Genomic DNA, 19,388 nt, shown 5'->3' on the forward strand with positions numbered 1-19,388 from the left:
TGCTGTTGAGCAGGGCTTATATTCTATTATCGAAGATTAAAAACCGTATTCTTGTTCGATTTCCAATACAATACCTTCGTCTACCAAAACACGACCGCAATGTTCGCAGATAATGATTTTTTTACGTTGACGAATCTCAGATTGCATCTGAGCCGGAATTTTATTGTGACATCCTGAGCAGCTATCACGATCGATAGAAACGACCGCCAAACCATTTTTGAAAGAATTACGTAAGCGGTAGTAAACTTTTACCAAACGCTCCTCAATATTAGCTTCCGCTTCAGCAGCTTTAGCTAATAAAGCATCTTCCTCTTTTTGGGTTTCAGAAGTAATTGTTTCCAATTCTTTCTTTTTCCCCTCAAGTTCGCTTTTGCTATACTCCAGGTTACCTACTGTAGCATCGTAGTTTTCTGTTTTGTTACGAATCTCGAACTCAGCTTCTTTGATTCTCTTTTCACAAACCTGAATCTCAAGACCTTGAATTTCAATTTCTTTCGAAATAGCGTCATATTCACGATTATTCTTTACCTCATTTAACTGCGACTCATATTTTTTGATAGCAGCCTGTGCATCCTTAATCATGTTTTTACGCTTAACGATCGAATCTTCTAAATCGTCTAAGTCTGTTCTGATCTTCTCAATACGAGTTTCTAAACCCGCAATCTCATCTTCAAGATCCGCAACTTCCATAGGCAATTCCCCACGAACCTGGCGAATTTTGTCTATTTTAGTATGTACGGCTTGTAAAAGCCATAGTGCTTTCAATTTTTGTTCTACGGTTTGTTCCATCAACTGAAGTATTTTATAGGATTTGTATCTATTTCTGTTGTTAAGGTTGCAAAGTTAGGAAATTTTTTCGTAATAATGTCGTACAATAATTCTTGCGTAAATTGTTCGCTCTCAAAATGTCCCGTATCCGCGATGATAATTTCACCCTCGGCATCAAAAAATTCATGGTATTTATAATCAGCTGTCACAAAAAAATCCGCTCCAGATCGTTTTGCTGCACCTAATAAAAAACCTCCTGCGCCACCACAAACAGCTACTCTGCTGACTTTTCTACCAAGAAGTGCTGTATGGCGAATAACGTTTAGTTTAAGATTTTCCTTCAAATAAGCTAAAAAATCCCGTTCATCCATGGGTTCGAGTAAATTACCTATCATCCCAGCTCCAATTTCCACTGTCGTATTCTGCAAATCGAAAAGATCATAAGCCACCTCCTCGTAAGGATGCGCTTCATAAAGCGCCAAAAGCAGCTTTCTTTCAATTGAACGTCTATAGATCACCTCGATCCGTGTTTCTTCAACACGTTCCTGTGTTCCTATTTCGCCAATAGTAGGTTCAGATCCCGCCAAAGGTCTGAAACTTCCATAACCTGCAGTATTAAAACTACATTGATCATAATGTTTCCCAATGTGACCAGCTCCAGCATCAAATAATGCAGTCCTGACTTCTTCTACATGGCTCCTTGGCACAAACACAACCATCTTGCGCAATACACTGGGTTTCGATTCCAATATAGCCTGATTAACCAATCCAAGTTTATCTGCTATCTTTGAATTGACCCCGCCAGTGACGTTATCCAGATTGGTATGTATCGCATATAGCGCAATTTTATTTTCAATAGCTTTTATGACAGTGCGTTCCACATAATTCTTGCCATTGAACTTTTTTAAGCCTTTGAAAACAATGGGATGATGTGAAATAATTAAATTACATCCTTTTTCGATCGCTTCCTGTACAACATCCTCCGTACAATCCAACGAAATTAATACTTTGGTAATCTCCTGATTTGCATCGCCTACGATAAGTCCGGCATTATCATAAGATTCCTGCAAATCCAATGGAGCCAGCTGCTCCAAGTATTGAATAACTGCTTTAATTTTCATCGTTTATAATCACCTCCTTTTCTCTAAATTTATCGTGTTCTTCTAAAATTCTACGGTTCGCACTGATGTTGAACCAATAGTTAGCCAATGTGACAAAGTGCAAGATGACCAGTACCCCTGAAATAGAAATAGGTAGCGGGATATTTGTCGCCAAATAAATCCACGCATATAACGATCCTTTCCGAAAGGTTGGGTTTTCCTCTACAGCTATCTTACGATCATAGAACTCATTAATGAGGGAATCTCTCAGTCGAGAGGCGACCTGAAAATTCCAATAAATATTGATTAATGGAATCGCGACCAACCAAGATTGATTGGGTGTCATCAATCTATTTTCCGCTGCGATCAAGCTTAAAGTTCTGCGAATAGTATTCGCAAATAACAACCAAATAATAATCCGTATCGCTACTAGACCTAAGATTGTATAGAGTACTTCGGGCTTATTTAATTCTTTTACTAATTCTTCCTGCGTCATTGAAATATCTTGCTCTTATTTATTTTTCCTGTGATAACAAATCTACTAATTCTTTCAGCTTTTTTATTTGCGGATTATGATCTCCGACCAATTCAACGATTTTAAAATGACGTTGTTTAGCTTTCGCGTAAAATGGATAAAAGTCATCTTTGTCCATTGCCTTACCTTCTTCGTAGGTCAAGATATAAGTAGCAGGAATTCTCTCCCTTTCTGGGTTTCTTAAACTGATTTTATCAGTCATCGTTTTCAAAGGGTGGGGGACGTCCCGCGGAAACTTACTTTCGTCTTTTACCCAAAATGGAATAATAAAACCTTCCTTCTCAAATTTCAAAAGACCATTGTCCCCTGGCTTTACCATCAAACTCAAGACCGATTCCTGATTATCAGGAAGGATGGCGTCTAAATATACCAATTTTTTTATTCTATCCGGAAGACTGTCTGCTACACCCGTTATTATCATTCCACCATAGCTGTGTCCAACCAATACAATATCTCGAAGATCTTCAAATAATATCGTATTGACAACATCGTTGATGTGGGTCTGTAAACGAATAGAAGTATCCGCTAAATGATAACGTTCTCCCAAACCGGTTAGTGTAGGACGGTATACTTTATGTCCTTCTTTTTCTAATTCATTTGCTGTCTTTTTAAATTGCCAGGCGCCACCCCAAGCACCATGAACAATAACATAAGTAGTTTGCTGTGCATAAACAGATTTTAAGCCTACAACTAATGAAAAAAATAATATAAAATAACCTAATTTATTAAATTTCATTACATTATGTTTAGTCAAATTAACACGTCACTCCTCCTAAATCTACTCAACAATTTGCTATGTTCCAATAAGCGTTTTCCATTTTGCAGTCGAAAACGATGTATGTGAGTAATTACTCATAAAACTACATCTAGCTTTATACTTGTTTAAAGATAGATTTCATATTAAAACTGCCCTAACAGATAAAGCAGGGTAGGGGAGAACTCAACACAACTTATTAGACATAAAGCAAAAATATTGTTGGTTTTTTATGGTAATCTTCTTTCTGTTTTTTCCAATCAGCAATGGTTAGACTCTTTATAGACTCGTCAGTGGAAGTCACATTACAGGCTACGCAAAGCTGGGTATTGGATTTACAGTTTTTTAGAATATCTTCGAGAAGATGGTTGTTTCGAAAAGGTGTTTCAATAAATATCTGAGTTTGCTTCTCGCGCATAGATTGTAGCTCTAGATCTTTTATTTTCTTCGCACGCTCATTTTTATCAATCGGCAAATAGCCATGGAAAGCAAACTTCTGTCCACTAAATCCGGAAGCCATAAGTGCTAATAGGATGGAACTGGGACCAACCAACGGTACCACTTTTATCCCAAGCTGATGAGCACGAGCAACCACAGAAGCACCGGGATCCGCTACTCCCGGACAGCCGGCCTCCGACATCAATCCTACATTTTTTCCTTGCTTCAATCCCTCGAAAAAATCATTGATATTTCCTTTGTCCCGCGCATGTTTACCATAATCATGTATCGTCAATTCACTTTGAGGAATTTTTAATCCTGCCAGTTTGAGAAACTTTCTCGCCGTCTTTTCATTTTCCACGATATATTCGTCCAATGTATTGATTGTCTCAACCAAATAAGGAGTAAAAGATTGGAATGCAGCAGCATCGCTCAAAGGAACGGGAATTAAATATAATATACCTTTTGCCATATACAAACCTACTAATTAACGACCATTTGGCTATAGTAATTTTAAACTTAGCATAATTTAACCGTTAAAATTGATTAAGTTTGCGAATTTTAAACTCATTATTAGTATTTTAGCATAAGTATTTGTTGCAACAATAAACATCATCCAAATGATCACACAAATTACAGAAGGCGTAAAAATCTCGGTTGAAACCATCTATCAATCGGAGTATTCTAATCCCGACCGTGAACATTTTATGTTTGCTTATCACATTAGCATAGAAAATTTGAGCGATTACACGGTACAATTGATCACTCGTTACTGGAAAATATTTGATGCAAAAGGCGACTATAGGAAAGTGTCGGGAGAAGGTGTTGTAGGCGAGCAGCCTGTTATCGAACCGGGCCAAGTACATCAATATACTTCGGGATGTAATCTCAACAGTGAATTTGGTTTCATGGAAGGTCATTACAATATGATCCGTTCTTTGGATAATAGCAGTTTCCAGGTTGAAATACCACGTTTCAATCTGATTGCGGATTATGCATTGAATTAAGTTTATCAAGGTAATATCATTATTGCCGATTTATCACACAACGAAGCTTTTTTCGCATCGAATAAGAAACTATTTCTTTATTTTTGCATGCATTCTAAATCAACTTGTTACTGAGATTATGCTGAACAGGATAATTTTGTTCCTCAGCCCCTAGTTAAACATAGCATAGAAAGCCATCCAATAGATTTAATTAGTCAGCAATCAACAAAGATTATTGATTCAATATATAAATAATTGAAAATCAAATATAACAATACAATTACTTGATTTTCAATACATTAAAAAACCATCAGGGGTAATAAATTCTTGAATGGAATTTTATTGTATTAAAATGACTAAAATTAATTTTAGGGTGATATAACGTGAGTATTTTAGCTACAGAACAAGTAAGCCATTCCTTCCATGATAGGTGGCTTTTTAGAGATTTACACTTCGGACTCCAAAAAGGAGAGCGGGTGGCTTTGGTCGGAATAAATGGTACAGGCAAATCAACATTGCTATCTATTTTAGCGGATCGTACCTTGCCAACATCAGGAAAAGTTGTCAAAGAAAAGGGTATAAAAATAGGCTTTCTCGAACAAGATCCTGATTTCACAGGATTAAAATCAATCAATGATTTTATATATAGTGCAGACAACGATCAGCAACGTCTAATCAGGGAATATGAAGAACTTCTTGAAAGTACTGATATTGATCAAAAAAAATTAGAAGATCTTACTGAAAAAATAAGTTCATTGAATGCTTGGGAATATGAGCATAATATAAAGACGATTTTAAATCGTTTAAATATTATGGACTTTCAGCAGGACATAAAAAGTCTCTCCGGGGGACAACGTAAAAGACTCGCACTGGCCAAACTTTTGATAGACGAGCCGGATGTATATATACTAGATGAGCCAACCAATCACTTGGATATAGAAACCATTGAATGGTTAGAAAAGTTGCTGACCACTGGTAGCAAGACAGTCCTTTTAGTCACACACGACCGCTACTTTCTGGATAATATATGTACAGAAATCAGAGAACTGGATAGGGGTAATCTTTACATTTATAAAGGGAACTATTCCTATTTTCTGGAGAAGAAGTCAGATAGAGAAACTATCGATGCGGTCATGGTCGAGAAGAGCAGAAATCTACTTCGCAAGGAATTGGAATGGATGCGGCGTCAACCTCAGGCACGAGGTACGAAATCAAAATCCCGCATCGAAGCTTTCTACGATCTCGAAGAAAAATCCAAATCAATAAAAGGAAATGATTCTGTTCAGCTTAGTGTAAAAGTAAGTAGACAGGGTTCTAAAATTCTTGAACTAGAACATGTATCCAAGCATTATGGAGCGAAAGAAATCATAACAGATTTTTCTTACACATTCAAAAAAGGTGACCGTATAGGTCTAGCGGGAAAAAACGGAACTGGTAAATCAACCTTTTTAAATCTTATCACAAAAGAGGAAACTCCAGATGCCGGAATCATAGCAGTAGGAGAGACCACTGTATATGGATACTATAAGCAAGGGGGACTTGAAGTAAATGAAAATGATCGTGTACTTGATGTTGTAAAAAATGTTGCTGATTATATTGAGATGGCAAATGGAGAAGTGATTACAGCATCTCAATTACTCACACACTTTTTGTTTCCTCCAGAGAAGCAATTTGGTTTTGTCAACAAACTTAGTGGTGGGGAAAGAAAGCGTCTTCAATTGATGCGGGTATTAATGAAGAATCCTAATTTTCTTATACTAGATGAGCCATCCAATGACCTGGACATTGACACATTAAATGTATTAGAAGATTTCGTTGATAATTATAGGGGCGTACTTATATTGGTATCCCATGATAGATATCTATTGGATAAGTTGACAGATCAACTTTTCATATTTGAGGGAACAGGTAAGATCCGTATCTATAATGGAAACTATGCCGACTTTAAATCAGAACAAGACGAAATCCAAAAATTAGAAAAGGAAAAACAAAAGAAAAATAGTCAAGACAAAGCTAAACCCGAGGTAAAAGAGGAAAAGAAAAAGCTCTCATACAAGGATCAACTTGAATACAATAAACTGGAAACAGAAATAGAAAATCTCGAACTACAGGTAAAGACAAAGACTGAAGAATTAAATCAATTAACAGATCATGTTAAGCTTTCAACATTAGCAGAGGAGATCAAAACTATGCAAGATAAGATAGACCAAAAATCGGAACGATGGTTATATCTTGCAGATTTTATGTAAAATTTTCAATTGAGTTTCACGTGGAACGTAGATAAAAGAGTAAATTTGTAAACAAATAAAAAGCCACGTTTCACGTGGAACAAGGATATAGAGATGTTTAAAAAATACAATGTAATTGTAGTAGGTGCAGGGCATGCCGGATGTGAAGCAGCAGCAGCAGCAGCTAATCTGGGTTCTTCCACTTTGCTTATTACAATGAATATGGGTGTGATAGCTCAAATGAGTTGCAACCCCGCTATAGGTGGTGTAGCAAAAGGACAAATCGTAAGAGAAATAGATGCAATGGGAGGATATACAGGTATCATTGCAGATAAATCAACAATTCAATTCCGCATGCTTAATCTTTCAAAAGGTCCAGCGATGTGGAGTCCACGTACACAAAATGACCGGATGCGATTTGCAGAGGAGTGGAGATTACAATTAGAATCTCTGCCAAATCTAGATATGTGGCAAGATACCGTCAAAGAGGTAATCGTTAAAAACGGAAAGGCATGTGGAGTCATCACTTCTATGGGAATAGAAATTGAATCGGATGCTGTTGTCCTAACAAACGGGACATTCTTAAATGGCGTAATCCATATCGGTGACAAAAAATTTGGTGGTGGTAGAACAGGAGAGAAGGCTGCTACAGGACTGACGGAACAGCTCGTTTCACTGGGCTTCGAATCAGGTAGAATGAAAACCGGTACTCCACCAAGAATTGATGGCCGTAGTCTTAACTATGGTCTCATGGAAGAACAATGGGGTGATGAAAAGAAAGGAAGATTCTCCTATACAGATGTAGAGATGCCAACAGCACAACGCTGTTGTTGGATTACATATACCAACGATAAGGTACATGAGATGCTTCGTACGGGCTTCGAAAAATCACCAATGTTTACTGGACGAATTAAAGGTTTAGGTCCCCGTTATTGTCCCTCAATAGAGGACAAAATCAATCGCTTTGCGGAGCGTGAGCGACACCATATCTTTGTGGAACCGGAGGGTTTCAAAACAGTGGAAATTTATGTAAACGGATTTTCCACATCACTTCCAGAAGATGTACAGCTAAAAGCACTACAACTTATACCCGGATTTGAAAATGCAAAGATGTATCGTCCGGGATATGCAATAGAATATGACTATTTTCCACCAATGCAGCTCGATCTGACATTAGAAACCCAATTGGTAAAACATCTATTTTTTGCTGGGCAAATTAATGGTACCACGGGTTATGAAGAAGCTGCGGCACAAGGATTCCTTGCCGGTATAAACGCTCATCAACGTATCAATGATGATAAAGAACTTATTTTAAAACGATCCGAATCTTATATTGGTGTATTAGTAGATGACCTTGTTACAAAAGGAACAGAGGAACCCTACCGCATGTTTACCTCTAGAGCAGAACACCGTTTATTACTTCGTCAGGATAACGCCGATATCCGTCTTACACCACTAGCCTATAAACTAGGATTAGTTGGAGAAGAGAGACTAAAGAAAGTGCAAGATAAAATAGATAACTCCAATAACATCATTGAATACCTCAAACAGAATTCGACGAATCTTGAAAAGATGAATACGGTATTGGCAGAAGTTGGATCCAGTGCACTTGCTCAAAAAACTCGTTTAAGTAATGTACTAGCCAGACCACAGGTTAGCATCCAAGATATCATCAAAGGCGATGAAGCCTTTGCTCAATATGTTTCCCAATTTGATAATGAAACAATAGAGCAGGCAGAAATTAATATGAAATACGAGAGCTATTTTGAAAAAGAAATAGAAATAGTCAATCGCATGAAGAAGATGGAAGATAGAGAAATTAATCCTGATTTCGATTATAGTTTACTAACTTCACTATCAATTGAAGCAAGACAAAAATTAGCGAAGGTCAAACCTAGAACATTAGGTCAAGCTTCTCGAATTTCGGGTGTATCACCATCAGATATCAGTGTTTTGATGGTACACATGAGTTAATTAATTGATTTACAGATAATTATAAATAAAAATAAACAAGCTTAAAATAAGCGATTTAAGACAATATTCTATTTTTTATGACAACTTCTTTAAAAAGTAATAAAAGTAGTTCAGAAAGGCTAAAAAGCAGCTTAAAAACGAGATTACTTATTTTAAGCATGTTTATAATGCTTATTGGCTTGTCAATACAATGTGCAAGTATACAGCAGCCAACAGGAGGACCAAAAGACTCTATTCCTCCAAAAATTCTGATGGAAAGTCCTACGAACTTTTCGAAGAATTTTACCGAAAAAAAAATCGTTATTACTTTTGATGAGTATGTCAAGCTGGCCAATCAGCAAAAGGAATTTAGTATCACACCGGATATGGGAAGTAATCCCCAATTCAAAGTAAAGAAAAAAAATCTGGAAATCACCTTACCAGATTCACTGGAAAAAAATACAACCTATAGTATCTACTTCGGTAAGGGCCTTGTAGATTATAATGCAGGGAATGCCTTAGTAAATTATGCTTATGTATTTGCAACAGGCGATAAAATTGATTCGCTCAGTATATCAGGAAATGTAAAAAGTGCGATGACAAAAGAAGTATTAAAAGAAGTTAAAGTTCTTCTAATACCCACAAGCCAGGATTCTATTTTTGGAAAAAAGAAAGCCAATATTTTCACAATAACAGATACTGCTGGAAACTACAAACTAAATAACCTTCGTGAAGGAACATATCGTATATATGCTCTCCAAGAAAAGAACAATGATCGGATCTATAATGCACCCGATGAAGAAATAGGCTTTTTGAAAGATTCCATCGTATTAGAACGGGACCTTACCAATATCAATCTAGAAGTATTCAAAGCTGTTCCAAAAAAATTCCGCACGCAGGAAAAGAAATTTGAGAAAAATGGAAGTGTGCTGCTCATTTTCAATAGAAGAGTGGATAAACCAAAGCTTAATATTCTGAACGATGAAGTCAATAACAAGGATAAAATAGTACGATTCTCGAAGAGTTCCGATTCTGCGACGTTGTTTCTTCCCAACTTAAAAATAGACTCACTCAAACTCGTTCTAACAGAAGATGAGAAACCTTTGGATACTATTCTTGTCAGAAGAGGAAATGTGAAAATAGAACAAGTTATAGACCCACAATTTACACCAAATAATGGTAAAGTGGATAGGATCAATCACCTTCAGGTATCAGCTTTTACCCCGATAAAAAATATAGATAAAGCGAAGTTGAAGTTCAAAGAAGATTCTCTTATAAGAACAAACTATCAATTGGCAGTGGATACAAATGACTCCAATATTTACCATATCCGTTATAATTGGAGAAAAGAGAAAAAATATCAGATAGAATTTACAGAAGGTGCCATAACAGGATATTTTGGGGAACAAAATAAAGAGAAAAAATTCGATATGACTTACGATGATAGTGAAAACTATGGGGATCTAATATTTGATTTTACGGATCTGGATAGCAATACAACCTACTTGGTCGAACTGATTAATGAGAAAAAAGATAAGATATATAGAATAGATAAGATCAATAGTTTTAATCCATCAGTAGCTTACAAACAGTTTCCGGGAGGAAAATATACCATACGTGTCATTCGCGATGACAATAATAATGGAATATGGGATACCGGAGATGTTGAGAAGAAGACTTTCCCTGAGCCTGTTGTCTACCTAAATAAGGTTTTCACGATACGTGCAAACTGGGAACAAAAAGATAGCTTTTCATTAAGTGGACTCAAAAAGGAATAAAATTGAGACTAATTGTAAAAAAACAAGAAAAAAAACTATTGCTAATACGTTTAAGCTAAAACCAAGAACTATATAATACATAGTTATGTGGTAGCTGCTGTAAAAGCGCTTTCTGTTCATCAGTCAGCGCTTTTATTTTTTTTGCAGGAACTCCAGCATATAAATACCCCGATTCACAACGGGCATTTTCTAAAACAACAGCGCCAGCTGCAATAATTACATTGGACTCTACCACCGCATTATCCATTACTATAGCGCCCATCCCGATCAGAACATGATCTTCTACGACACATCCGTGCACCATAGCCTGATGGCCAATATTAACATAATTACCAATGGTAGTTCCGCATTTTTTATAAGTACAGTGGATAACAGCGCCGTCTTGGATATTGGTATAATGACCTATACGAATATAATTAACATCCCCGCGAATTACCGCATTGAACCAAACCGAACAATGGTGTCCAATCTCTACATCACCAACAATGGTCGAATTGGGGGCCAAAAAGCACTCCTCTGCTATCATTGGAGACTTATCTAAAACAGGTAAAATAAGAGCCATATCTACTAAAATATCGTGTCCTGTAATATATCTGAATGCTGTGGATAATCTGTTGTATAATGCAAGCCCCTGCTTTCTTTTCTAAGCATAGCCGACTTGGTTAGGATATAAGCGACCTGGATCACATTCCGTAGTTCACAAAGCTTCACAGAAAGCCGAGTATTACGATAGAATTCCTCTGTTTCCTCATATAACAAATGTAGGCGTTTGAGTGCCCTTTCTAATCTAAAGTCTGACCGAACAATACCAACATAATCACTCATGATTTTTTGGCATTCGCGCAGATTATGACTAACTAAAATATCCTCATTAGAAAGGGAGGTCTTAGAGTCATCCCACTCGGGGACATCGGAAACATGGCTTATAGCTCCAATGGATTTTGTAGCATCCAAAAAGATCCTATGAGCATATACAAGCGCTTCAAGCAAAGAATTAGAGGCCAATCGATTTGCCCCATGCAATCCAGTCGATGAACACTCTCCACAGGCATACAGATTACGTATGCTACTTCGTCCAAAATCATCCACATAAATTCCACCACATAAATAATGGGCAGCCGGAGTGACCGGTATAAAGTCTGTAGCCATGTCCAATCCTATAGAAAGACATTTCTCATAAATATTTGGAAAGTGCTTAATAATATCCTTCTTATCTCTATGTGTAATATCCAAATACACATAATCTATACCTGACCTCTTCATTTCAGCATCTATAGCACGCGCAACAATATCCCTTGGAGCCAAAGATGCCCTTTCGTCATATTCCTCCATAAAAGACTCACCATTTATCCTTCTAAGGATCCCTCCGAAACCACGAACGGCTTCCGAAACCAAAAAAGCAGGTGAATCTTTCGGATTATATAATGAGGTAGGATGAAATTGCAAAAATTCCATGTTACGCACCTTTCCCTTCGCTCGGTAAACCATTGCTATTCCATCCCCAGTAGCGATAGTCGGATTAGTTGTACTTGAGTACACGTGCCCCGCACCACCAGATGCCATAACAGTCACCTTACTCAAAATCTTGTCTACAAGATGCGATGAGGTATCAAATGCATAGATACCATAACAGGTAATATCTTCCCTATTCTTATCAACATACTCCCCCATATGATGCTGGGTAATCAAATCGATAGCAAAATAATGAGTAACCATTTCAATATTAGGATCGTTGTGTGCTTGTACCAACAACGCTCTTTCTATTTCGTAACCTGTTATATCTTTATAATGGAGAATACGATGAGCTGAGTGCCCCCCTTCTTTAGCTAGGTCATATACCCCAGATTCCTCCTTGTCAAATGAGGTGCCATACGAAATAAGTTCGGCAATCCGATCCGGCGCCTCTCTAACTACGTTTTCCACAATTTCCAAATCACATAAACCATCACCAGCTATCTGAGTATCAATGATATGCTTCTCGAAGCTGTCTGACTTATCCACAACGGCAGCCACTCCCCCCTGCGCATATTTTGTATTAGACTCATCCTCATTGGACTTAGTGACTATCAACACTTTACCAAATTTAGAAGCTTTTAATGCAAAGCTCAATCCGGCAATACCTGATCCAATGACCAAAAAATCTACCTTTCTATCTGCCATATATTTTAAAATTCACAAACTATCCCCAAAAGTGATGGTTCAAATTAACGAAAAATGTGGAAAACGTGTAAATAAAAGGTTAAATAAAAATGAAAAGTATTTAACATTCCACAAATCCCCTACTTTCACTACGAATTCCAATTATTTTTCCGCAAAAAAATTGATAGATTTCCACATTTTACGAACACTAACTATTCAACAAAAAAGTATGGAAAATAAAAAACAAGAAAAATTAGAATTTTAAAAATCAGCTCTTTAATAGCAAATTTCTGTTGAAAAATTGTTGAAAACTCTATAAAAACCTAAATTCAAAATAGATTCAAATCAATTTATACCACTTTTCCACACCTTAATAAACAATAAGAGATTCTTTAATTTAAAATATTAGTATTTATTGAAAAAGAAGATTGTGGAATACGTTCGAAAATCTTTGTTTAGTTTTGTCAATATCGAATCAAACCTTTTTAGGTTACGATATTTGGAAGTGATTAACTCCCCTATTGAAATATCGAATTCTAAACGGCTTTATTTTCGGAAATTAAATTCTTGAGGGATTTTTGAGCTCTTTAGAATTGAATATTTTTTTAAAAATTTTAAAAACAAGATTTTATGAGATTATAAAAGAGTTTGTGTTGGCATTTTTATGCTTTTTATTTTGGAATTTCGTTTTTGAGCCTATTAGACTTGTATATTTCACTTCCGATAACTTTATTCGTATTCCATCTGAGCCTTAATGCGTTTAAATTCATTTTAAATGGAAAAATTTGTTAATTTAGGTCGTTTTCGCTTTAATATTTTATTTTTTTCTGGAATATTCTTGGTTTACTAAGTTTAAAATAGTTTAGGCTAGGACTTTTTATCGAATTTTCAAACGTAATTTTGGGAGATTTCTATATTTTGAAATTTGAAATTTTGCACAGTCTCAGAATCAAATAAAGGATTCGTTAGTATAATTTTGACGTTTTATTGGATTCCTACTGGCTTTAAGACAAGCAGAATTTATTTTGAGATCGACTATTTTCAAAAAAGTAGTTTTATAGGATTGAAAATTTTGAAAAAACCTATTTAATGGCGATCTACTAGCGATTTCTTTGAGATATTCAAATTTTTGGAGTATTTATTGGTATTTATGCTATTCTCAGCGGCTTTATTATAAATTTTTGTAAAATAGAAGCGATTAGAATTGAATATTTTCCATTGGATTTTTTTTTAAAATTGCTAATAGATTCTAAATGGTATTTGAAATATGCTAATCGAATTGTATAACCGCGTATTTGCTGATTCGAGCATAATTTCATAGTAGAAGAATGAAATTGAGTGCGATTGTGTTATTTTAAAAAAATTTATTGAGAAATGAACATTCTTACTATATTTGCGACCCAGTATCGATTGGGCATTTTTGGAAATGGAAAATTTAAGTGCTTTAGCTTTTAATGAATGCCACTATTAAATATTGTATATTTTTTATGGCAATCTCAAGGAGTTTATTTTTAAAATAAAGTCTCTATGAATGCAATAGAGTTATATACTTTCTAAAGTATTAAATTTGGTCAATTCTAAAAGAGTTTATTTGTGCCAAAAAATGGGTTCTAAAGGCTTTATGATTGGATTATTTTTATTGTAGGATTGATGGCTATAAATTATTAAATTCTTAGAACCTATAAGAGACTTTAGAAGTTACAATAGTTAATTATAATAATATTTTATACTATTTTAAATTATATTAGTATTGTTATTGTAATATAATTTTATATATGATTTATATTTAATTATATAGAAATTTTTTAAATGATATTCCTTTACATTGATAGAAAGCATAGAAATCGCTATCTTTTCTATATATTTCTGAGTTAATTGGAATGTATTAGTAGACGCTTTAGTAGGAATACATTGTTCTAAACTCTTAATTCATTTCTATGTGAGGAATAGTTTTTTTGAGCGTTCTAGATTCCGATATAAGCCTATTTTCTATTTATTATATCGAATAGTTTATCCATAAGGGGTTTGTTTAATAGGCAAAGCCTGTTAGGCTTGAATAAAATCCAATTTATTGATTTTTCCTATGAATATTCTATTCCTACGGCCTTTATTTAGTTGAATTTTTACCTTATAAATAGAACAAACCTCCTAGCTTTCTATATATAATTTTTACTTTCTTATTTTATTAGAAAACGGGATTATAAAAGACTTTTTATCTAAATAGCCAATATTTGTCTTTCGGAATCGATTAACTTTTGAAATCGTTCTGGATTACTTAATCAACTACTTTTGACTGTCTTGATCTATTCATAATACAAGTTTTTATTTTCGAAATCTGCGGTATAAAACACTTTATCTGAGAATTTAAAGTCTTTGAGATTTTGCTGCAGCACATTATGTTGATAATAGAGACAGATATTCAATTCTCAGCGACTTTATTTGAGAATGGATAGCGTTTAGATTACGCTTGTTTTACCCTTTGGATTCGTGCATTTAAAAAATGCTCTTTTTAAAAATAAAGTCTTTCAGGTTTTCTTAAAACTTCATCGTTAGCTGTTAGTATGTGAATATTCGATTCTCAGTGGCTTTATTTGACAATGGATTGTGTATAGACAATCCTTTCCCTATTTTTTAGATTTTTATTTTTTCAAAAACTGATTGATTTAAAATAAAGTCTTTCAGGTATTCTTAAAACTTCACCGCTAGCTGCTAGTATGTGAATATCCAATTCTCAGCGGCCTTATTTGACAATGGATTGTGTATAGAAAATCCTTTCCCTATTTTTTTAGATTTTTATTTTTTCAAAAACTGGTTGATTTAAAAATATAGTCTTTTAGATTTTTTTAAAAATCGCGGCTGACTTCCTACACGGGAATAATCAATTCTAAACGACTTTATATTTGCGGATGCTATTCTCTTTGAAATCGACATATTTTTACTGTCTATAGCAGCTCGATATGGTAGTTATTAGAAGGGTGGATGGTTCTTGAAGTTTCTTCTTAAATTTCGCTAGACATCAATATTTTTTTCCTTCATAAATTCGTTTTTGAATAGCGGGTTCTAACGGCTGCAAATTTCGATCAAATAGAAAATGTTAATAAATAAAGCTTCCGTTTTTGCTATATTTTTCCTTGTTTTGTAACATGCCGAAGAACGTTCAAAAGGCTAGAAATTCATAGAAATTCGTTTTCTGTATTGGAAAGATTCTGAAACAAACCCACTGAGCTTTTGATATCGGATATATAGGTTGGTTATTTATTAGATATACAACTCTAAGAGGCTTTAAAATTAGTTATTTCTTGGTGTATATTTTTTTACGATAATTATTTAACTTTAATTTTTATATTATTTTTAATTTCCTCTATCTACATATTTGATTAATTTGCTTTTTGCTGACTTTTATATATGTAACAATGCTTATTTTTGTTGTTCATAAACTGTTGAAAGTACTCGTATGGAAATTGTAAATTATGAGCTTCAGGCAAAAGGATATAATGATGCTCCGATTGACCCCTCATTGGATTTGGTAGCCGAAATCCAACGATTAAAGAAAGAAAAGAATGCTGTAATTTTAGCACACTATTATCAAGAGTCTGAAATTCAAGATATTGCAGATTATATTGGGGATAGTTTGGGCTTGTCGCAAGAAGCAGCAAAAACGGATGCAGACTTGATCGTGTTTGCTGGAGTACATTTTATGGCTGAGACAGCTAAGATACTTTCACCAACAAAAAAAGTTATTTTGCCAGACGCTAAAGCTGGTTGTTCGTTGTCGGATTCATGTCCACCATATTTGTTTGCTAAATTTAAAGAGCAATACCCTGATCATTTGGTGATTACTTATGTAAATTGTACAGCTGAATTAAAAGCGCTTTCAGATATCGTATGTACCTCAAGCAATGCGGTTCAAATTGTCGAGAGTCTTCCGATAGACCAAAAGATCATATTTGGGCCAGATCGTAACCTTGGGGCATATGTGAAGAAAAAAACTGGACGTGATCTAGTGTTGTGGAATGGAGCGTGTATGGTACATGAAATTTTTTCTCAGGATAAAATAGATCGTCTCAAGAGCGAATATCCTGAAGCTAAGTTTATTGCCCATCCTGAATGTGAAGACCATATTTTAGCTAAAGCAGATTATGTTGGTTCCACCGCCGGAATGCTTAAGTTTACACAGACAGATAGTGCCCAGTCTTATATTGTTGCCACGGAATCTGGAATTCTTTATCAGATGCAGAAAGCAAGCCCTGAGAAGACTTTTATTCCTGCTCCACCGAACAACGCCTGTGCATGTAATGATTGTCCTCACATGAAGCTTAATACGCTTGAGAAGCTCTATAATTGTTTGAAATATGAATCGCCTGAAATTTTACTTCCTGAAGATGTCATACTTCGCGCGCAACGGCCTATTGAACGGATGTTAGAGATATCGGCAAGTTTGGGACTGTAGTAATTTGCATAATTTTTGATAATAATCGATATGATAACAAATTGGTTTTCATATCGATTATTATTTTATAATGCTATTAATCAAGCTATCTTGATAAGGATCGAGAGAAATGCCCTGATTATGCATAATATAATATTTTGAATTTTTAAATTTTTAAACATGTTTGATTTTGATAATACTGAACGTACCAATTTGGAAGAAATGGGAGAGTTTGGTCTAATTGACTATATAAGTAAAGCAGTAGAGCTGACCGAGAAATCTACCATTAAAGGAATTGGTGATGATGCAGCGGTATTGGATTTTGAAGGAAAGAAGACTTTAATTTCTACTGATTTGCTCCTAGAAGGAATCCATTTTGATCTGAGATATGTTCCATTAAAACATTTAGGTTATAAGGCTGTACAGGTAAATTTGAGTGATATTTATGCTATGAATGGTATTGCCTCCCAAATTACATTTTCTATTGGTCTATCTTCCAAATTTCCATTGGTGGCGGTGGAGGAGATCTATCGGGGGGCTTTGATTGCCTGTAAAAAGTATAATGTTGATTTGGTGGGTGGGGACACCTCGGCTTCAGCACAAGGTCTCGTTATATCAGTAACAAGTATAGGCTATGCCGATGCAGAAAAGATCGTCTATCGTAGCGGAGCAAAAGAAGGTGATCTATTGTGTGTATCCGGAGATTTAGGAGCAGCATACATGGGATTACAGCTACTGGAGAGAGAAAAAGATATTTACTTAGAAAATCCTAACGTGCAGCCGGATCTGGAGGGTAAAGACTATATTGTTGAACGTCAGTTAAAACCAGAAGCGCGGAAAGATATTGTTGAATTATTTGCAGAATTGGGCATTATACCTACGTCGATGATGGATATTTCGGACGGTTTGGCTTCGGAAATACTACATATCTGTCGCCAATCTGACAAAGGTTGTAGATTGTATGAGGAAAAAATTCCATTGGATCAGATGACTTATGATACTGGACGTGAATTTGGTATTGATCCAACCGTTGCAGCACTTAATGGTGGAGAGGATTATGAACTGCTGTTTACAATAGCACAGTCAGATCACGATAAGATTAAGAATTTGCCTGATATCAGTATCATAGGCTACATGACAGCTGCTTCAGAAGGCTGTGAAATGATTTCGAAATCTGGAAATCTATATCCAATTACAGCGCAGGGCTGGAATGCGTTCAAAAAAAAGGATTAAAAAGAAGATATCCAAAAAGTAAAAAACGAGTTTTCCGCGAATAGATCTTGAAAAAGTTATATGTGGAATGTTTAGTTGAAACGAGAAAAAATGGCTGCCAAACTAATTTGACAGCCATTTTTTATTGCTCTAGTTCCTCTTCGAGTATCAGATCTTCTTGTTGCGGATCTCGCTCTCCGACATTGAAATTATTGTATCCAAGACCTACTTCTATCTGCAATAAACGCTGTTGGAGCATCTCTAGAATGGCCAAGAAATTATATACAAACTGAATCTTGTTTTCTGAGTTTTTCAATATCTCCTGAAAATCCAATTTCTTATTGATTTCAATAAGTTCAGCTATCGCCTTTTTCTGTTGTTCTATAGTATAGGGATACTTTACAACAGTATGTGTTACTTCTGCTGGTCTATTGCGAAATTGATACATTATTTGCTCATAGATCATCATTAGTCCATAGAGGTCAAAGCTGTCTAGGTTTTCACCTGTTGCATCCAATTGTAGTCGTTGTCGTATATCATATTGGATGTTGCCTCTACTAAATAACTGGAGACGATTTTCTTCCATTACCTTTAAGCCTTCACAGACCTCTTTAAATTGCTTATAGAGGATAAGTTTCTGAACTAGGTCTTCTCTAAGATCTATTTCGTTTTCGTTTTCATCCAGATCTGGTCTAGGCAATAACATCTTCGCCTTAATACGCATCAATGTAGAGGCTACAAAAATAAATTCGCTGGCCATCTCCATATTGAGTGCCTGCATTTGACTAACGTAAGACAAAAAATCATCAGTAATTTTCGAAATAGGGATATCATGAATGTTCAATTCATCCCGCTCGATAAAAAATAGTAATAAATCAAAAGGTCCCTCAAATTGGGGAAGCTTGATTTCGTAACCTTCTTCTACTTGCATATCTAATACAAATTTACATAATAAAATCTTTTGGAATTGTCCATAGAGAAACTATTGGTGCTTTTATTTGTTGTAGCTCAATATGGAAATGCGATTTATTTTAAAGATTAAATAAAATTGTCGTTACTTTGTGTAAA

General features: G+C 35.2%; 14 protein-coding genes. 6 read left to right on the forward strand and 8 right to left on the reverse strand.

Annotated elements, in window-relative coordinates; translation table 11 throughout:
* Nucleotides 1-36: 36 nt before the first annotated feature.
* The 5 genes from AC07UV_RS07815 to AC07UV_RS07835 all read right to left on the reverse strand — a co-directional run bounded on the left by AC07UV_RS07815 (nt 37) and on the right by AC07UV_RS07835 (nt 4,067).
* Nucleotides 37-789, reverse strand: a complete 753-nt coding sequence (locus tag AC07UV_RS07815) for a zinc ribbon domain-containing protein (protein WP_282251448.1) — start codon at nt 787-789, stop codon at nt 37-39.
* A complete protein-coding gene (locus AC07UV_RS07820) occupies nt 789-1,889 on the reverse strand; it encodes a Nif3-like dinuclear metal center hexameric protein (RefSeq protein ID WP_495183260.1) in 1,101 nt (366 codons plus the stop codon). The genes AC07UV_RS07815 and AC07UV_RS07820 overlap by 1 nt, the downstream gene beginning before the upstream one ends.
* Entirely contained in the window at nt 1,879-2,364 is a 486-nt protein-coding gene (locus tag AC07UV_RS07825; protein WP_495183261.1) for a hypothetical protein, read from the reverse strand. The genes AC07UV_RS07820 and AC07UV_RS07825 overlap by 11 nt, the downstream gene beginning before the upstream one ends.
* Before the next feature lie 19 nt (nt 2,365-2,383).
* Nucleotides 2,384-3,139, reverse strand: coding sequence for an alpha/beta hydrolase (locus AC07UV_RS07830; RefSeq protein ID WP_495183262.1), 756 nt, complete (start codon nt 3,137-3,139; stop codon nt 2,384-2,386).
* Between the two features lie 217 nt (nt 3,140-3,356).
* On the reverse strand, nt 3,357-4,067 hold the full coding sequence (locus AC07UV_RS07835; RefSeq protein ID WP_495183263.1) for an SAM-dependent methyltransferase: 711 nt from the start codon (nt 4,065-4,067) through the stop codon (nt 3,357-3,359).
* A gap of 148 nt (nt 4,068-4,215) precedes the next feature.
* On the opposite strand from AC07UV_RS07835, the gene apaG reads away from it, so the two are divergent.
* The 4 genes from apaG to AC07UV_RS07855 all read left to right on the forward strand — a co-directional run bounded on the left by apaG (nt 4,216) and on the right by AC07UV_RS07855 (nt 10,540).
* Nucleotides 4,216-4,602 carry a Co2+/Mg2+ efflux facilitator ApaG/CorD gene (apaG, locus tag AC07UV_RS07840; RefSeq protein ID WP_495183264.1) on the forward strand — a complete coding sequence of 129 codons (387 nt, stop codon included), beginning with the start codon at nt 4,216-4,218 and terminating at the stop codon, nt 4,600-4,602.
* A 362-nt stretch (nt 4,603-4,964) separates the two neighbouring features.
* Nucleotides 4,965-6,830: an ABC-F family ATP-binding cassette domain-containing protein gene (locus AC07UV_RS07845; RefSeq protein ID WP_495183265.1), complete on the forward strand. Its 1,866-nt coding sequence runs from the start codon at nt 4,965-4,967 to the stop codon at nt 6,828-6,830.
* Nucleotides 6,831-6,923: 93 nt separating this feature from the next.
* Nucleotides 6,924-8,783: a tRNA uridine-5-carboxymethylaminomethyl(34) synthesis enzyme MnmG gene (mnmG, locus tag AC07UV_RS07850; protein ID WP_495183266.1), complete on the forward strand. Its 1,860-nt coding sequence runs from the start codon at nt 6,924-6,926 to the stop codon at nt 8,781-8,783.
* A 158-nt stretch (nt 8,784-8,941) separates the two neighbouring features.
* Nucleotides 8,942-10,540 (forward strand): Ig-like domain-containing protein, encoded by a 1,599-nt coding sequence (locus tag AC07UV_RS07855; RefSeq protein WP_495183267.1) that lies wholly within the window; start codon nt 8,942-8,944, stop codon nt 10,538-10,540.
* A 55-nt stretch (nt 10,541-10,595) separates the two neighbouring features.
* Here AC07UV_RS07855 and AC07UV_RS07860 read toward each other — a convergent pair whose 3' ends face one another.
* Both AC07UV_RS07860 and nadB read right to left on the reverse strand, forming a co-directional pair.
* Nucleotides 10,596-11,102 carry a gamma carbonic anhydrase family protein gene (locus AC07UV_RS07860; protein WP_495183268.1) on the reverse strand — a complete coding sequence of 169 codons (507 nt, stop codon included), beginning with the start codon at nt 11,100-11,102 and terminating at the stop codon, nt 10,596-10,598.
* A 5-nt stretch (nt 11,103-11,107) separates the two neighbouring features.
* Nucleotides 11,108-12,700, reverse strand: a complete 1,593-nt coding sequence (gene nadB / locus AC07UV_RS07865) for an L-aspartate oxidase (protein WP_495183269.1) — start codon at nt 12,698-12,700, stop codon at nt 11,108-11,110.
* 3,433 nt (nt 12,701-16,133) lie between these two features.
* On the opposite strand from nadB, the gene nadA reads away from it, so the two are divergent.
* A complete protein-coding gene (gene nadA / locus AC07UV_RS07870; protein ID WP_495183270.1) occupies nt 16,134-17,129 on the forward strand; it encodes a quinolinate synthase NadA in 996 nt (331 codons plus the stop codon).
* A 159-nt stretch (nt 17,130-17,288) separates the two neighbouring features.
* Nucleotides 17,289-18,341 carry a thiamine-phosphate kinase gene (gene thiL, locus AC07UV_RS07875; RefSeq protein WP_495183271.1) on the forward strand — a complete coding sequence of 351 codons (1,053 nt, stop codon included), beginning with the start codon at nt 17,289-17,291 and terminating at the stop codon, nt 18,339-18,341.
* 121 nt (nt 18,342-18,462) lie between these two features.
* On the opposite strand, the gene AC07UV_RS07880 is transcribed toward thiL, so the two are convergent.
* Nucleotides 18,463-19,251, reverse strand: coding sequence for a segregation and condensation protein A (locus AC07UV_RS07880; RefSeq protein WP_495183272.1), 789 nt, complete (start codon nt 19,249-19,251; stop codon nt 18,463-18,465).
* Nucleotides 19,252-19,388 lie beyond the last annotated feature (137 nt).

The organism is Sphingobacterium sp. GW821-FHT03E03 (assembly GCF_059420745.1).

Coding starts and splice junctions, on each gene's coding strand:
- AC07UV_RS07815 (WP_282251448.1), bottom strand. CDS start 789: ATGGAACAAACCGTAGAACAAAAATTGAAAGCACTATGGCTTTTACAA.
- AC07UV_RS07830 (WP_495183262.1), bottom strand. CDS start 3,139: ATGAAATTTAATAAATTAGGTTATTTTATATTATTTTTTTCATTAGTT.
- AC07UV_RS07820 (WP_495183260.1), bottom strand. CDS start 1,889: ATGAAAATTAAAGCAGTTATTCAATACTTGGAGCAGCTGGCTCCATTG.
- apaG (WP_495183264.1), top strand. CDS start 4,216: ATGATCACACAAATTACAGAAGGCGTAAAAATCTCGGTTGAAACCATC.
- AC07UV_RS07880 (WP_495183272.1), bottom strand. CDS start 19,251: ATGCAAGTAGAAGAAGGTTACGAAATCAAGCTTCCCCAATTTGAGGGA.
- AC07UV_RS07855 (WP_495183267.1), top strand. CDS start 8,942: ATGTTTATAATGCTTATTGGCTTGTCAATACAATGTGCAAGTATACAG.
- AC07UV_RS07835 (WP_495183263.1), bottom strand. CDS start 4,067: ATGGCAAAAGGTATATTATATTTAATTCCCGTTCCTTTGAGCGATGCT.
- nadB (WP_495183269.1), bottom strand. CDS start 12,700: ATGGCAGATAGAAAGGTAGATTTTTTGGTCATTGGATCAGGTATTGCC.
- thiL (WP_495183271.1), top strand. CDS start 17,289: ATGTTTGATTTTGATAATACTGAACGTACCAATTTGGAAGAAATGGGA.
- nadA (WP_495183270.1), top strand. CDS start 16,134: ATGGAAATTGTAAATTATGAGCTTCAGGCAAAAGGATATAATGATGCT.
- AC07UV_RS07860 (WP_495183268.1), bottom strand. CDS start 11,102: ATGGCTCTTATTTTACCTGTTTTAGATAAGTCTCCAATGATAGCAGAG.
- AC07UV_RS07825 (WP_495183261.1), bottom strand. CDS start 2,364: ATGACGCAGGAAGAATTAGTAAAAGAATTAAATAAGCCCGAAGTACTC.
- mnmG (WP_495183266.1), top strand. CDS start 6,924: ATGTTTAAAAAATACAATGTAATTGTAGTAGGTGCAGGGCATGCCGGA.